General features: G+C 34.2%; 22 protein-coding genes and 1 pseudogene. 8 read left to right on the top strand and 15 right to left on the bottom strand.

Annotated features, from left to right (window positions below; genetic code table 11):
* Position 1: 1 nt before the first annotated feature.
* Positions 2-1,102 carry a glycine cleavage system aminomethyltransferase GcvT gene (gcvT, locus tag JFU18_RS21895; protein WP_002034013.1) on the bottom strand — a complete coding sequence of 367 codons (1,101 nt, stop codon included), beginning with the start codon at positions 1,100-1,102 and terminating at the stop codon, positions 2-4.
* Positions 1,103-1,493: 391 nt separating this feature from the next.
* Between gcvT and JFU18_RS21890 the strand changes: the two genes are divergently transcribed.
* A complete protein-coding gene (locus tag JFU18_RS21890) occupies positions 1,494-3,176 on the top strand; it encodes a DEAD/DEAH box helicase (RefSeq protein WP_002015016.1) in 1,683 nt (560 codons plus the stop codon).
* Positions 3,163-3,957, top strand: coding sequence for a YqhG family protein (locus tag JFU18_RS21885; protein WP_201031781.1), 795 nt, complete (start codon positions 3,163-3,165; stop codon positions 3,955-3,957). Before JFU18_RS21890 ends, JFU18_RS21885 begins: the two co-directional genes overlap by 14 nt.
* Positions 3,958-4,006: 49 nt before the next feature.
* Here JFU18_RS21885 and JFU18_RS30240 read toward each other — a convergent pair whose 3' ends face one another.
* Positions 4,007-4,138 (bottom strand): hypothetical protein, encoded by a 132-nt coding sequence (locus tag JFU18_RS30240; protein ID WP_002088613.1) that lies wholly within the window; start codon positions 4,136-4,138, stop codon positions 4,007-4,009.
* 98 nt (positions 4,139-4,236) lie between these two features.
* Positions 4,237-4,464 carry a hypothetical protein gene (locus JFU18_RS21880; protein ID WP_000032698.1) on the bottom strand — a complete coding sequence of 76 codons (228 nt, stop codon included), beginning with the start codon at positions 4,462-4,464 and terminating at the stop codon, positions 4,237-4,239.
* 71 nt (positions 4,465-4,535) lie between these two features.
* Here JFU18_RS21880 and JFU18_RS21875 point away from each other — a divergent pair.
* A pseudogene (locus tag JFU18_RS21875) lies at positions 4,536-4,652 on the top strand (GTP pyrophosphokinase).
* A 128-nt stretch (positions 4,653-4,780) separates the two neighbouring features.
* Positions 4,781-5,416, top strand: a complete 636-nt coding sequence (locus JFU18_RS21870) for a VC0807 family protein (protein WP_002138325.1) — start codon at positions 4,781-4,783, stop codon at positions 5,414-5,416.
* Positions 5,417-5,482: 66 nt separating this feature from the next.
* Here the strand turns inward: JFU18_RS21870 and JFU18_RS21865 are convergent, their stop codons facing one another.
* The 10 genes from JFU18_RS21865 to comGA all read right to left on the bottom strand — a co-directional run bounded on the left by JFU18_RS21865 (position 5,483) and on the right by comGA (position 11,127).
* Positions 5,483-5,683: a YqzE family protein gene (locus JFU18_RS21865; RefSeq protein WP_002015009.1), complete on the bottom strand. Its 201-nt coding sequence runs from the start codon at positions 5,681-5,683 to the stop codon at positions 5,483-5,485.
* A 38-nt stretch (positions 5,684-5,721) separates the two neighbouring features.
* Entirely contained in the window at positions 5,722-6,219 is a 498-nt protein-coding gene (gene aroK / locus JFU18_RS21860) for a shikimate kinase AroK (RefSeq protein WP_137057331.1), read from the bottom strand.
* Between the two features lie 151 nt (positions 6,220-6,370).
* Positions 6,371-7,021, bottom strand: a complete 651-nt coding sequence (locus JFU18_RS21855) for a 2OG-Fe(II) oxygenase (RefSeq protein ID WP_201034317.1) — start codon at positions 7,019-7,021, stop codon at positions 6,371-6,373.
* A 173-nt stretch (positions 7,022-7,194) separates the two neighbouring features.
* Entirely contained in the window at positions 7,195-7,566 is a 372-nt protein-coding gene (comGG, locus tag JFU18_RS21850; RefSeq protein WP_016096113.1) for a competence type IV pilus minor pilin ComGG, read from the bottom strand.
* Positions 7,563-8,024 (bottom strand): competence type IV pilus minor pilin ComGF, encoded by a 462-nt coding sequence (gene comGF / locus JFU18_RS21845; protein WP_002088620.1) that lies wholly within the window; start codon positions 8,022-8,024, stop codon positions 7,563-7,565. The genes comGG and comGF overlap by 4 nt, the downstream gene beginning before the upstream one ends.
* The gene (locus tag JFU18_RS21840; protein ID WP_002088621.1) at positions 8,008-8,304 is read right to left on the bottom strand and encodes a hypothetical protein; all 297 of its coding nucleotides are present in this window, start codon (positions 8,302-8,304) and stop codon (positions 8,008-8,010) included. The genes comGF and JFU18_RS21840 overlap by 17 nt, the downstream gene beginning before the upstream one ends.
* Positions 8,297-8,752, bottom strand: coding sequence for a competence type IV pilus minor pilin ComGD (gene comGD, locus JFU18_RS21835; protein ID WP_137059084.1), 456 nt, complete (start codon positions 8,750-8,752; stop codon positions 8,297-8,299). Before comGD ends, JFU18_RS21840 begins: the two co-directional genes overlap by 8 nt.
* Positions 8,749-9,048, bottom strand: a complete 300-nt coding sequence (comGC, locus tag JFU18_RS21830) for a competence type IV pilus major pilin ComGC (protein ID WP_002088623.1) — start codon at positions 9,046-9,048, stop codon at positions 8,749-8,751. The genes comGD and comGC overlap by 4 nt, the downstream gene beginning before the upstream one ends.
* Positions 9,049-9,059: 11 nt before the next feature.
* A complete protein-coding gene (gene comGB, locus JFU18_RS21825) occupies positions 9,060-10,097 on the bottom strand; it encodes a competence type IV pilus assembly protein ComGB (RefSeq protein WP_274606770.1) in 1,038 nt (345 codons plus the stop codon).
* Positions 10,084-11,127, bottom strand: a complete 1,044-nt coding sequence (gene comGA / locus JFU18_RS21820; RefSeq protein ID WP_002138337.1) for a competence type IV pilus ATPase ComGA — start codon at positions 11,125-11,127, stop codon at positions 10,084-10,086. Before comGA ends, comGB begins: the two co-directional genes overlap by 14 nt.
* 205 nt (positions 11,128-11,332) lie before the next feature.
* On the opposite strand from comGA, the gene JFU18_RS21815 reads away from it, so the two are divergent.
* The 3 genes from JFU18_RS21815 to JFU18_RS21805 all read left to right on the top strand — a co-directional run bounded on the left by JFU18_RS21815 (position 11,333) and on the right by JFU18_RS21805 (position 14,053).
* Positions 11,333-12,028, top strand: coding sequence for a helix-turn-helix transcriptional regulator (locus JFU18_RS21815; protein WP_002014995.1), 696 nt, complete (start codon positions 11,333-11,335; stop codon positions 12,026-12,028).
* A gap of 280 nt (positions 12,029-12,308) precedes the next feature.
* Complete coding sequence (locus JFU18_RS21810; RefSeq protein ID WP_002015110.1) at positions 12,309-12,551, top strand: DUF2626 domain-containing protein; 243 nt, start codon at positions 12,309-12,311, stop codon at positions 12,549-12,551.
* A gap of 107 nt (positions 12,552-12,658) precedes the next feature.
* Complete coding sequence (locus JFU18_RS21805; RefSeq protein ID WP_201031783.1) at positions 12,659-14,053, top strand: L-cystine transporter; 1,395 nt, start codon at positions 12,659-12,661, stop codon at positions 14,051-14,053.
* Between the two features lie 80 nt (positions 14,054-14,133).
* Here the strand turns inward: JFU18_RS21805 and JFU18_RS21800 are convergent, their stop codons facing one another.
* The gene (locus JFU18_RS21800; protein WP_165689457.1) at positions 14,134-14,544 is read right to left on the bottom strand and encodes a hypothetical protein; all 411 of its coding nucleotides are present in this window, start codon (positions 14,542-14,544) and stop codon (positions 14,134-14,136) included.
* 69 nt (positions 14,545-14,613) lie between these two features.
* Complete coding sequence (locus JFU18_RS21795; RefSeq protein ID WP_002034026.1) at positions 14,614-14,829, bottom strand: DUF3912 family protein; 216 nt, start codon at positions 14,827-14,829, stop codon at positions 14,614-14,616.
* Positions 14,830-15,081: 252 nt separating this feature from the next.
* On the opposite strand from JFU18_RS21795, the gene JFU18_RS21790 reads away from it, so the two are divergent.
* Positions 15,082-15,393 carry a hypothetical protein gene (locus JFU18_RS21790; protein WP_002165070.1) on the top strand — a complete coding sequence of 104 codons (312 nt, stop codon included), beginning with the start codon at positions 15,082-15,084 and terminating at the stop codon, positions 15,391-15,393.
* Positions 15,394-15,416: the final 23 nt, after the last annotated feature.

Below are 15,416 nucleotides of genomic sequence, written 5' to 3'. Positions count from 1 at the left end.
GTTACTTTGAACGTTTATAAAATGGTGTTGGAACAACTACTGCTTTGACGCGTTTATTACGAATTTCAATTTCTACTTCTGTATCAACTGCTGCGTATTTTACATCAATTAGTGCTAAACCAATGCTTTTCTTTAACGTTGGAGATTGTGTACCACTCGTTACTTCCCCGATTTTTTCTTCTCCTATAAATACAGGGTAATGCGTACGAGGAATACCGCGTTCGATTACTTCGATGCCGACTAATTTACGAGATGCACCGTTTTCTTTTTGCTCTTTTAACGTTTCTTTTCCAAAGAAATCTGCTTCTTTATTTGGTTTTACCGCAAAACCAATTCCCGCTTCAATCGGTGTAATATCTTTTGATAACTCTTGTCCGTATAACGGAAGTGTTGCTTCGAAGCGAAGTGTATCACGAGCACCTAAGCCACATGGTTTTAAGCCCTCTTCTGCTCCCACTTCAAGAAGTTTCTCCCAAAGTTTTGCTGCATCTTCACTCTTACAGTAAATTTCGAATCCATCTTCACCTGTGTAACCTGTACGAGATACAAGTGCAGGAATTCCATCTACAAGAATATTATTTTTAAATTTAAAGAACTTAATTTCTTTCAAATCTTCTGACACAACTTTTTGTAAAATGCCTTCTGCTTTTGGTCCTTGAATTGCAAGCTGCGCAACTTCACTAGAAACATTGACTACTTTCGCATCGCCAATTACATGGCTAGCTAACCATTCGTAATCTTTCTCGATATTTGATGCATTGATTACTAATAAATAGTCTTCTTCACCACGTTTGTAGATTAATAAATCATCTACTGTGCCACCATTTTCATAGCACATAGCTGTATATTGTGCGCCCCCTACCTTTAAGGTAGATACGTCATTTGTAACAACACGTTGTAAAAATGCTAAACTATCTACACCTTTTACCTCTACTTCTCCCATATGAGATACATCGAACAAACCTGCTCCTGTACGTACAGCTTCATGTTCCTCTTTAATGCTTGAAAATTGAACTGGTAATTCCCAACCACCGAAGTCGACTGTTTTCCCACCATACTTCGCGTATACATCAAATAACGGTGTACGTTGTAATGTAATCATGCTCTTTCCCCCTTATGCTCTGACAAATCAATAAAAGTTGCTTCCCATATCTAAACATTTTCATTCTGAAAAGATAAGGTTATACGGAATCTCAGTATATTTTTTTATGAAAGCGTAAATAAAAAGTTACTTTCTTGGATAAAATACGAAAGATTCCACACATTTCACACCATTATCCTAACATTATTCGCTATATTTCATCAATATTCTAGCATAAAAAATAATTTAGAATTTTTCATTCTTAATCTTATTAAATACAAATTTTGAAATTTAGCCCTTTATCATTGCCTATTCTTTAACTTTTAGTAATTGTGATAGCGCCTTATTACGAGGCTTATAATAAAGATTTTTTAAATAATCACTTTAGTTTATAAAAGGTGGGAGAGTCTTAATGAATGTCGATATTTCCGTAGATCGAACGTGGCAAAACAATTTTTTAAAAAGAATTGATGAAGATGGTCCTTGGACAAATTGGGATTTATATCATTTAGCTTATAAAACAGAGAAATCGTTACTCGTCCCTACTTTTGATGGATTGCAAGCACCGAAACATTTATCACATTTCACGCCGCTTCCACATCAATTAGAGGTCGCTCAAAATGTCATTGAACAAATGAATGGTAAAGCGATTCTAGCAGACGAAGTTGGACTTGGAAAAACGATTGAAGCTGGACTTATTTTAAAAGAATATATGGTTCGAGGACTTGTAAAAAAGGTACTCATTCTCGTTCCAGCTTCTCTCGTATCTCAGTGGGCGTATGAACTAAACACAAAATTTTTTATTCCTGCGGTCGCTCAAAAGAAAAGTTATTCTTGGGAACAAGCTGATGTCATCGTTTCATCAATCGATACTGCGAAACGTTCACCGCATCGCGATATCGTTTTAAATCTAGAGTATGACCTTATTATTATCGATGAAGCACATAAACTAAAAAATAATAAAACAAAAAACTATGAATTTGCACAGCGATTAAAAAAGAAGTTTTGTTTATTACTAACTGCAACTCCTGTTCAAAATAAAATCGATGAAATCTTCAACCTCGTTTCTTTATTAAAACCAGGTCATTTAGGCAATCAATCTAATTTTGAAGAATATTACGCTTCCAAAAATCGTTCCACTGAATCCGATGAAGATTTAAAAGCTCTTATCAATAAAGTAATGGTTCGAAATAGACGCAATAACACTGGCATTGATTGGCCGAAGAGGCATGTACGAACAATCTTCGTTGAATTCAATGAAGAAGAACAAGCTTTGTATAATGAAATTGAAAATTGGCGTGGACAAGATGCCGTCACATCTGCTTTCTCATCCTTAACTTTAAAACGGGAAGCATGTAGTAGTCGTGAAGCTGTTTACTATTCATTAAAAAAACATGTAGAAAAAAGACAGAAAGAAAATGAACACTACATAAAGGACCCACATATTGATGTGCTGATGGACAAAATTAATCATATTCCGTTCAACTCCAAAGCAAATAAAGCACTAGAGCTTATAAAAGAAGTTGACGATAAAGTCATTATCTTCACTGAATATAGAGCTTCACAAATGTATCTACAATGGTTCTTACAACAACATGGCATTTCCTCTGTTCCATTTCGCGGTGGATTTAAGCGCGGGAAGAAAGATTGGATGAAGGAGCTTTTCCAAAATCATGCCCAAGTATTAATTGCGACCGAAGCTGGTGGTGAAGGAATTAACTTACAATTTTGTAGCCATATGATTAATTACGACTTACCGTGGAATCCAATGCGACTCGAGCAAAGGATTGGACGTATTCACCGTCTTGGACAAAAAAATGATGTTCATATTTATAACTTAGCAACAAAGCACACTGTTGAAGAGCACATTTTAAAACTACTATATGAAAAAATTAATTTATTTGAACGTGTAATCGGTGAACTCGATGAAATTTTAACGAGAATCAACATGAAAAATATTGATGCGCATATTCAAGAAATTTTCGCGCAGTCAAAAAGCGAAGGTGAAATTCGAATCAAGATGGAAAATTTAACATCTATTATCGATTTTGCGAAGCGCAATGAAGCAGAGGTGCAAGACTATGCAGCAAAATGAAATTCATAATTACTTATATAACTTTTTTGAGGCGAATAACTGCGAAATTTTAGAACGTTCCCCTCACCTATTAGACGTGCAGTTAACAATTGAAATGGATAAATTACTAATGAACCGCCCTTTCTATTGGCACTATCTTGAAAAAACAGGAGGCATTCCGAACCCGATGCGCCTTACTCTTATTACAAATCCAGAAAACGAAGAAAACGACGGTGAACTTATTCATTACGGTTCACCCCGTTTGCATCAAATATTTGAAACAACAAAAGAACTAGGTTCATACATACGTTTATATGAGGAAGTGAAACATAGCGGGGCAACTCATACCCCCCTTCATCCTTGGCTTGGTGTAAATATAAAAGTATCTTATCAATGCGACCGCAAAAAAGACATACTTCATTCCATCGGTATTCATCTTATTTCCGGGACAATGATTGCGAACTTTCATGACACTTTAGCAGAGATCAAACTCACACCGAAAATACCTGACTTTTGTTTTACCCTCTCACCTATCATTAAGCCACAAAGTGGCTTACAACGTATAGAGGATGCTTTAAAAAATATAATCGCTGAAGATGACCACACGTGGGCAAAAGAAGCGAGAGTGCGTTGGAATCACGATTTAGACCTTTTAAATCGATTTTACGAAGATAGCGATGAACTTCCAGAAAGCTATGAAATTGAAAAGCAAGCATTACAAGAACAATACGAACCACGCATTACAATACAAATTATAAACGGTGGTCTCTTTTATGTTACCGCAAATCATTTTCTATCTTAAAGAAAGCTCCTTCAGATTGAAGGAGCTTCTTTTAAGATATGTTTCCAGCCTATTCTCTATCTTCATTACGCTCTTGCTGTTTTTTCTCTGTCATACGTTTCTGATATGCACGATCCTTTGCACTTACATGGTTTGCATCAGTTGGAAGATTCTCTTTTGAACGACCAATTCCATTACTCATCTTTTTCGCCTCCTTTTTGCATGTTTCAAAATGCATCTTTATTTTCAGCTAGAGGCACAATCCTTATACAAAAAAATAAGAGCAGCCAGTAGCTGCTCTTACTCATTCACGTATTTTTGAAACATATCATGGATGCCTTGATTTACGAGGTTCGAGATCTGTTCGTCAGATTTATTCGGATAACGATCACGTAATCTGATAGATGCCTTCACCATTAAATTTTCTAATACAGAACGGCCACCTTCTCCATAAATAATTTCAGCATACTTAACCAGTCTTCCATCCTCTAATGTTGCTGGATTATGATTGAAGAAAAATTTACTCATTGTCTCCACCTCTCTTTTGATAACGTTTACATTTATATAGATTATTTATGTTATTTATTTCACAATATTGTATGCATGTATATTTAATTAGTTTCATTATAAAGTAACATATCAATAGTAAATATGTGATTTTCCATCCATTTTGTGAACAAACCAAAAATGAAAGCGTTTCCTTTATTATATACTAAAAAAACTTACTACGCTAGGGACAATTTTTTTAATCTACTAATCATCTACTTTTCTTTTTTTTATTAAACCTTATACAATTTTCAGAAATTATATTATAAAATATATGTATGACTTAAGGAGGATTTGTATGAATCAAAATAAAAAAGCTATATTAGATCTTGTCTTTTATCTCGTATTCCCATTCCTCATTTGGAAATTTGCAAAACCTTATATCGATCCTTATTACGCAATGTTAATTTCCTCTGTTCCGGGGATTATTTATACACTGTATACCTTTAAAAAGGAAAAACAGCTTAACGTTACAGGGTTCTTTATTTTAATTACACTCATTTCTAATACAACGGTAGACTTAATATCTGGATCAGCGGAACGAATGCTATGGAATGATGCATATTATCATATCGTACTTGGCTGCATCGTTATATGTACAATCTTTATAAAAAAACCACTTATGTTATATTTCGCAGCGGATATTTCAGCTCTGCAAGGTCATGATCGTGATAAAAGTCGTGAGCTTTATCGTGATAGTCGTATATATCCAGCACTGCAATATTTAACACTATTTTTCGGCCTTCAATTTATATTAAAAAGCTTCTTGAAAATCTATTTCATCTCTGTTTTCGGTGTAGATGGATATGGTGAAATGAGAGCTATTATGACTGCTGTTGGCTGGGGTATTTCTATTTGCATCGGAATAGGGTTTGTATGGGTAAATAATAAGATACATGCGGTTACTGAAGAAAAAGAATCTGTGCAACAATAAATAAAGATCCCCTAGTGCAACAAGCTGCTAGGGGATCTTTATTTTGCCAGACATATTACGAAAAAGTTAGCTTGATTTTTTTCTTTTATTTTTTACATTTCGATAAAACAAAGCAGCGCTCAGTGGCATAACACCAAACCATTTATTTAAGAATGGCTCTTTCTCCGCACGACGTTGTTGTTTCTGTTGTTTTCGATCCTCTTTTGGAGCATCCATATATGACACAAATTGCTGTGTCACAAAGCGTACATAATCATTAGTAGACATATTATCATCACCTCTACTTGATTAGTATGTCCACTTTTTTATTCATTAATCTTTTGCTTTAATTCATTCATAATTTGCTTTACCGACTTATTTGTCGTATCGATATGAATATCAGCCTCTTCATAATAAGCTCGGCGCGATTCAAATTTCGTTATAAATGCATCTATATCTTTCTTCTGAAATAGTGGACGTGTCGTATCTTCACGAAGCCTTTCTGCAATTACATGTGGATCGCAATATAAATACACAACAGTTCCATTTTCCTTCATCCACTTTCGATTTTCCTCCCGTTCAATAATCCCTCCACCCGTTGTAATAATTACATTCTGAACCGGTAGCGAACGTAACATTTCACTTTCATATTCCCGAAAAGCCATTTCGCCTTCTTCGGCAAAAATATCACGAATTGCCTTCTCTTGCTTCTCTTCAATTTTTTGGTCTGTATCTACAACATCCATATGAAGTTCTTTACTTAACACTTTTCCAATTGTTGTTTTCCCGGCTCCCATATAGCCAGTTATGTATATAGATTTCATTTTCGTTCCTCTCAATCATCCGTTATTATTTGTTATTATAACGAAAGATGTTACTTTATTTAATAAAAAAACGTTTTGTTCTTCTTATGCTATGAAGAACAAAACGTAACATACTCACTATTTTCTCGTAATCAAACAAGCTGGCTCACTTTTACTTATAAGTACCTCTTCTCACCCACTGCGTTGCAATCCATTTCTCACCTTTCGTTACAGGTGCTCCTCCATGTAACGTAAGCTCATTTAGTAATTGATCTTGATAAAAATACTCAAAGTATACTGCCATTCCCTTTCTAGGGTGTACAGAAAGATTTAATTTCGAAAAGAATGTTTCCCCGCCTTCTTCTACATCATTTAAGTACATCACAAGAGTACTTATACGATTATTAGCAGCTGACCTGCTATGTTCTGCAAAATAATCATAGTGCGCTTTATATTCTTGATCCACTTCATAATTTAAAATGTGCAATCCTTCTCCATGCGCTACAGGAACATTCGTGATAGATGAAATTCGTTTTTCAATCTTCGAAGTAAGTTCATTCTCTTCCAAAAATGCACCACTACTCGTTCGAATATCATTTACATCACGTGATGAACCAACTTTAGAACGTTTCATATTACTTTTAGACATTTCAATCAATTCAGCGCACTCTTCATCACTTAATACATTTGCTAATACAACAATAAGAGGTTCTTCGAATTTTGAAATAATTTGTATTTCTCTATCCTCTGTCATAATCGTATTTCCTTTATGATCAAAAATAGTTTGTTCCTTATTTTCACCTATTTGATTGTTATTTGTCATTTTCTTATCTCCCTAGAAAAAATGATTGGATAGCATGAATATATCATATTCTTTCTACCTTTCTCTTTTTTGAGAAAATTTAAACTTTTGAACATCGTTCTTATCCCTTTCCTCAAAGAAATTGAATCCCTCCACAATAGAAACTCATGGTTCTTCTCCATATATTTTACATATTATCCTTCTACCCAATCAAATATTTTATTATCCTTTTTCCTATAGTGAAAGCTCACTGTATAGAAAACTCTCTGTTTTGTAACACATTGCAAAGAAATGATAATAACATCATTTTCAAAGACGTACTTTCCACTCACTTCTCCTCTTTCATACTGAAATAAAAAAACATCCTCTTTTTCTTTTTGCTGTAAGTCTCTTTTTATATCTGAAATAGCTCGATCAACAAGTTCCTCCATGAAAAAACTTTGTTCTATTTCAGAATAAAATTTTTTATCCGAAAGTAACATATTCGTTTCGTACATCAAAAATGAAATGAATAAAATAAGAAAAATAATTGTTCCTGGCATTACAAATCCATCTTGTTTTCTCATGTTTCTATCTCAATTTCACTATAGCGCACAGCCACGCCTTCATATATTTCACCACTTATATCTTTCACATATATATATAACAAATGAGGTGTTAATTTATACGAAATCGCTTCAATCCTTTGTAATATAAATTCCCTTCCGCGCATATTTACTTTTCTTATTAAATTACTATTCAACTTTTCATACGTCACCTGATCACCATTACGAAGTTGGAAGCGTAAAATATTCCCACCATTTTCTAGCTCTATCTTCCTCCCACTTAATACTTCACGAAACTCTAATTGCATTTGTCCTAAAAACACATCCCACTCCCAGTCATTTAATCCTTTTGAATGTGTATTTTCTATCCCCATAATATGAAGACGCGGTAAAAGTAAAAAGAACATTGATAAAAGCAACAAACATGCAATCATTTCTATTAATGTAAATCCCGCTTCTTTTTTATTTTTCCTTTGCATAAAGGCATTGCTCCATCGCTTTTCCTCTCATATCTTTCCACATCGTACAAACTTCATCTCCTCTCCAATATGTGTAATATACAATTCCTTTTATGACTTGCTCTTTTACTCGCTTTTCCTCATTCTCATACTTAAATAAGGCCGCTTCTTTTTTTAATAATATTAATGCTTTATAGCTCATTTTTATATTTTTTCTTTCTTGCATAATTAATAATGTTTGCGGGAGCAATAACGATGCCGCCATCATTATTAAACTTAACGCTACAACCATTTCAACCATTACTGATCCTTTTTGACACTTCACGATACGTAAATCTCCCTCTTCCAAGCTGAAATACAATCTCATATTTATACCCTCGATAGGAAAGTAAAATCGCACCACCCCTATTAATATTCCCGCTCGGATTATATGTCATTGGATTTGGAAAGGTATGCAAATCCATTTGGACATCCTTATCATATTCTCTCTTAACAATTAAAAGGTCTGTCTCCGATTCCGAAATATAATACATATGTTTCTCTTTAAACCAGCGTAACGTATAATGTTTTTGACGCTTAATCGCTAACTGCTGCATATACAAAATATCATTTGAAAACTGTTTCAAAAACTGCTCAACTTTTTGTTTTTCATGTAATGAAGTAACGTTAAAATGCGTAACAACACTCAGTACAGAAATAGCAAATAAGACAAGTAGCATTTCTAAAAGAGTAAAACCTTTTTGCTTCACGATTTCCCAGCTGATACCGTACCATCATCGGAAATATGGATTGGTTCACCTTTCGGGCAAGTTTTTGAAGTAATATACTTTCCTGTTTCAAGTTCCTCTATTGATGGAATCTTATTATGTTGCAAGTGATATGCTTGTATTTGTGCTTCTATAGATTTCACATAGGCTGCACATCCTTTTCCTTGGACGGATGAGCGCTGTGTAACTACATTTGGAATAATTAATAGTAATAATACAGTTATGACAACCATAACTAATAACATTTCTAAAAGAGTAAAACCCTCCTCATTCTGCATGTAAATGCCCCCTATATAGAATTCATCATTTGAAACATCGGCATAATCATCGCTAAGTACATCAAAATGACTATAACCCCAAGACATGTAAATAAAATGGGTTGAATCACAAATAACATACGTTTAATTTTTTGTTCTACCTTTTCAATAATGAGCTCACTGTAATCACCAAGCTCATTTGCTAAATTACCGTTTGCTTGTCCATGCGTAATGATATAAGAAAGTTCTTTCTCGTAATAACCGCTTTTATCAATAATAGATTGTAACGGTTCTCCTGCAATTAATTGCCGCTCAATCCGGTCTGCTTCATACTGAAAGAACGGATGATACTTTTGCTTCATCATTATTGTTAATGCTTCGTGTACCGACAATCCACCGTGTAATAAACCACTTAATTGAGTGGAAAAATAATGCGAATGATTTAAAATAAGAAATGTTTTCATAAGGGGAATACGGATCATAATCTTTACCTTTTGAGTAGGCGGAAGTTTTCGGAAATAAAATATATATAAACTAAATCCCGTTATAACGATAAGAACAATCATATAAACGAAGTAGGGTAATAATTTAATTGCAACTAAAATTTGCTCCGTAAGTGGTGGTGCTGTAGAACGTAAAGAACTATACATCATTTCAAACTGAGGCAATAAAATGAGGTTAAAAACAGAAAGCATAATCATTAAAAAAAATGATAAAAACATAGGATATCGCATTACTTTCATCATATCTTTCCTATATTTATCTTTCTTGTAAAGAAGTACGCTCCCTTGTTGCAAAGCAAAAGAAATGTCACCATGTCGCTCTGCATAAAACAAATAACTTAACATCTCAGAGTGAAACATTAATTGGTGAAAAGAAGCGTGCAAACTTTGTCCATTTTTCAATCCCTCGATCATACGCTGTAACTGTAATTTCTTCCCTAATGGTAGTTGCAACTGCAAAAATTCTAACGCCTGCAAAAGTGAGTAACCTTTCTCTAATAAATCACTTAATCTTTTACATAATAATGCTTGATCACTTAAACTCCATTTTCTCTTAAACATATACATCTTCTTCTAAAAAGCCTAAAGCATACCCTTTTCGAACCGACGATTCCAACGTTTTATAGTGATACGTAACATGTTCTCCACTTGCTTCTTTAATCGCTTGTTTTAATTCATATCCATATAACAGTTCATAAATGCTTGCCTGTCTCACTTTCCTCATTGATTTACATAAAGTTGCACACTTCCCTCTGCAAAATGGACATTTTAATTCGACGAGCCGCTGAGCAGCTACTGCTAATAATGATTGTTCAATTTCTTGCCTTGTAATACCATAATCCATAAATCGTAGTATCGCTCCTTTTGCATCATTTGTATGCAAGGTTGTCATTACTAAATGTCCCGTCAAACTGGCCCTTACAGCTACTTTTGCTGTTTCTTCATCACGAATTTCGCCAACTAAAATAATATCTGGATCATGACGCAAAATAGCCTTTAATCCTGTTTTATATGTGATACCAGCTTTTTCATTTATTTGAATTTGTAATAAACCGTCTTTTCTTTGCTCAACTGGATCTTCCAGTGTAATGATGCGACGTGTTTGCCATTTTCTAGCTACTTCTAATAATGCATACATTGTTGTTGTTTTTCCAGAACCAGTCGGCCCAGTAAATACGAGTAACCCATGCGAATGCTTTAAAAAAGAGAGTAATTTTTCCGCTGAACTTGGAAATAACGAAAGGTGAGACAACGGCTGTACAGATGCTTGTAAATGGAGGCGAATAACGAGACTTTCTTGATATACTGTTGGAAGTGTTGAAAGGCGTAAATACACTTCTTGTCCATCAATTTGTAAGTACAACGAACCATTTTGAGGTTTTCTCCTCTCTCCTATATCCATTGATGCTAAAAATTTAAAGTGCGAAACAAGCTTTTCTCCAAATCCCTTTTCAATACACCGTTTCGTAATTAAATCTTTTCCAATACGTAATTGAATCGCCACATCCTTCTGCCTGGGCACAATATGTAAGTCCGATGCTTGCACCCCACAAGCTTCTTTCATAATCATATTTGCAAAAAGCTCGACACTATTCATCAAGTTTCCCTCCTCACTATGTATATATCATGAAAAAATGCACAAGAAAAATTAGAAATTTTGTATTTTCACTAGGAGAAAAAGGGAAAATATGTTTGTGAAATTATGAACAATTTCTGAATTATTGTCTGAAATTACCTATATGGAAGTTTATCTGTATTATAATGTTAATATCTTGGATAAAGTGATAAAGGTGGAGATCCTAATGGAACAAGCTTTAAAAATTACAGGTGTGTTATCTGACCCTACTCGTTATTACATTTATAAATATATTTCGCAAAAGCATAATTACGTAACTGTACAAGAAATTGCAGATGAGTTTAACATTCATCCAAACGTAGCGCGTTTACATTTATCTAAATTAGAAGATGTTAATATGCTCAAATCAGAAACAAAAAAAACTGGGAAAGGCGGCAGACCAAGCAGACTATACGTCTTGTCTCAAGATGTCATCCAGTTACAATTCCCATTTCGCGATTATCAATTATTAGCGCAGATAGCATTTAATTCACTGCTAAGCTTAGGTAGTGCTGGTGAAAAAGCGCTATATGAAACAGGGAAACAATTCGGCAAAGAATTAATGCAACAACATATGCATCGCTTAAATGTAAGTGCAGAAGCATTGACGATAGAACAAAAAATGCTAATCGCAAAAGAAGCATTCTCAACAGCTGGCTTATCCCCTGCTTTTGAATTAAGTACAGATGGCACAAAAATTTTCTATGATGTACACAATTGCCCATTTAAAGAAGTTGCTGCGCATCATCCGACTGAAATTTGTAATATGCACGGAGATATGATGAAGGGGATTTTTGAAATCCTATTCCCGAACGTGGAATTAACACGAAACGATAGTCTACTAGATGGATGCAAATCTTGTAACTATAAAGTGAAACTTTAATCAGTGGGGGGGTGTTCTTCCCCCACTGATTATTAGCTTTCACCAATCGGGCTTTTACGGGCAGTTATCTCCCACCTAACTTCCTCGCATTTGCTGAATTTTGAGGTGGGAGTTTTACTGCCCACAAATAGCGGGATAAAGTTCAAATTTAGTTTTTCAACTAAGAAGAAGTCAATATTATAATTGGCTTCTTTTTTATATGAATGAATATTTACAATAGTTAGAAAAATAAACTATAATGAAAAGAGGTTTTACTTTTTTAGAAAAGGAGGGAGATGGCATGGAGCGCATGTTTCGCGTTCTCGGCTTTTGGACTGGAATTTTCTCGGTTATGTTTTACGTAGGGGATATGCATTCGACCGCACTACTATTTTTAGGACAAACAGGATTCTTCGTACTTTTAAGTTATTTAAAATTAACAGAGCGTATGTATATATACGTATTCGGGGCATATTTAACCGTTTTCTTCATCGGATTTACATGGTACACAACATTTTTACTTGTCCCTGGAGCTGGGCATTAAGAGATGGCAAATTGCCATCTTTTTTTTAATCCCGCAATTCCCTAGTTGACTTATAGGTTTTATTACCTTATATTCTATATAACACATTGGAATTAGGGGGAATCAACATGAATACACTGCTTGTCGGGATTAACATCACAGTCATGCTCATTTTAGTTGGCGTATTGTATTATATGCAACGTAAGCATGTATCTTTTAATAAACGTGTATTTACTGCTTTAGGAGTCGGAATTATCTTTGGTCTTATATTACAATTTATTTATGAACCTACTTCTAAAGTAATTATCGAATCAAATACCTGGTTTAGTTTAATTGGTAACGGTTATGTGAAATTACTTCAAATGATCGTTATGCCACTTATTTTAGTATCTATTATTTCAGCATTTACAAAATTACAATTAACGAAAAACCTTGGTAAAATCAGTGGTCTTATTATCGGAATTTTAATTCTTACTACAGGAATTGCCGCAGCTGTCGGTATAGCTGCAAGCGCAGGATTTGATGTATCAGCAGCAGGATTACAACAAGGTGATGCAGAATCTGCTCGTCTGAAATTAGTAGAAGAAAGATTTACCTCTATTGAAAAGACAACAATTCCAGACAAATTGTTAGAACTGTTGCCTACGAATCCTTTTCTTGATTTAACAGGTGCTCGTCCAACATCAACAATTTCTGTTGTAATATTTGCAGCCTTTATCGGGATTGCCTTTATAGGTGTAAAACGAAAATATCCAGAACAAGCAGAGCTATTTAAGAAAATGCTTGATGCTGTATATGCAATCGTAATGCGTATGGTAACATTAATTTTACGTCTTACTCCATACGGCGTATTAGCTCTTATGGCAAAGACAGTTGCTGGTAGCGATATTAACGCTATTTTAAAACTTGGTAACTTCGTGTTAGCATCTTACGTAGCTCTTATCGTAATGTTTATCATTCACTTATTATTAATCGCATTATCTGGTTTAAATCCAATTCAATATTTGAAAAAAGTGTTCCCTGTATTAACATTTGCATTCACATCTCGCTCTAGTGCTGGTGCAATGCCATTAAATATTGAAGCTCAAAAAGAAAAGCTTGGTATTTCTGAAGGAATCGCTAACTTCGCTGCATCCTTTGGGGTATCTATCGGTCAAAACGGTTGCGCAGGTATTTATCCAGCAATGCTTGCTATGATGGTCGCTCCAACTGTAGGAATTGATCCATTACAACCACAATTCATTTTAACTTTAATCGCTGTCGTTGCTATTAGCTCATTCGGTGTTGCCGGTGTTGGTGGCGGTGCAACATTCGCAGCGTTAATCGTACTATCTACAATGAACTTACCAATCGGCATTGTCGCTCTTGTTATCTCAGTTGAACCATTAATCGATATGGGTCGTACAGCTCTTAACGTAAGTGGTTCTATGACAGCTGGTCTTATTTCTAGTAAATGGCTTGGTGAATTAGATCAGGATACGTACAATCAAGATGATGTAAAAACTGGTGAGATTGCTTCATAATAAAAAAGGACGCTAACAATTTATACTGTTAGCGTCTTTTTTATTATGTTCCATCTCTATACATCTTCTCTTGAAAGTTATCACTCCAAGTATTCTTCTAGTTGCTCTTTTAACTCTTCCTCAATCTCATAACAAGATTCGTCAACAAGTTCCCCTACTTTCTTACTTCCCCAAATGCTTAATTGAATTTGCATTCCTAAAAAGATTCTTTCGCATTTCCAAATTGGAATATTATAAAATCCAATCATCTCTTTTTCTTCATCTAATATAGCTATGGCAACTGATGAATAATAACCCACCTCAAAAGGATGCTCTTTATCTTTAACAAGTTCCATAGATAGTTCCATGTTTTTCTCTATGTATAAATATGAATATTCTTTAAAAAGTTCAAGTGATATTCGCTCTATTCCATTCTCCATACATTGAATCTTCTCTTTCAACTCCAATGTAAGCTCCTGTGCTTTATATTTCATTTCCGCCTCCTTAAACATAGAAAAAGAGAATACAATAACATATTCTCTTTTCTCAAATATATTTCATTATCTCACAGCCCGTCCCTTTCACAAATAACCATTTTGCTCGCACCATGTATGAAATTGTCCTACATCTACTCCAACTAACACGATATCCTTTAGCTCTACATCAATACTTTGTTCTCCAATTACAATAGCAAAATGGGATTCTAATTGTTTTTCATTTTTCTTTACAGTTCCAATTCGGTTCCGATGCGGCCCATTTTTTATATATGCTTTTTGTCCTACAATATCAAAGTTCAAGATTCTCACCTCTTTTACTGCGCTCAAATTGGAAATACAATCTCCACCTCGGAAAATTTCCTTTCATTGCACTATTTCTCTATATATATGACGAAACAATAAAAGAGTCCTTCCTTCTTTACAATTATTTTTTCTTTGTTTCATTTTTATGATTGAAACGTAAAGTTTATAATAAAATACACTTGGAAGCGCTTTCTACGTAATTTTTTATGTTATAATATAAAAGTAGAACTTCGTAAAGAGGGTTAAAAAATGAATATAAACATGATTAACAAAGTAATTGAAGCATTAAAAGTATATGGCTTTCAGGATGTATCATTCTGTGAAGAAACGAAGCAATTTTTATTTCATAACGAAACCGATATTATGAGCGGCTATGCAGAAATAACATATAGTAGTCAATTCGAAAAATTTAACGTACAAATTCATCCAATTGAAACGCATCACCAAGCAGAGTTACAAGAGGTTGAAAGACATATACAAGCTTGCATACGAAAAGTAGAGTATTTAAATGCACTTCTTACTGGACAAACAAAGCTAGATGATAAAATTATTATTATGTAAAAAAAAAGAACGTGAAGCTATCA

Source organism: Bacillus sp. TH22, from assembly GCF_016651015.1.
GTDB classification, from domain to species: Bacteria; Bacillota; Bacilli; order Bacillales; family Bacillaceae_G; genus Bacillus_A; species Bacillus_A mycoides.
This window is presented reverse-complemented; position numbering and strand designations above follow the sequence as displayed.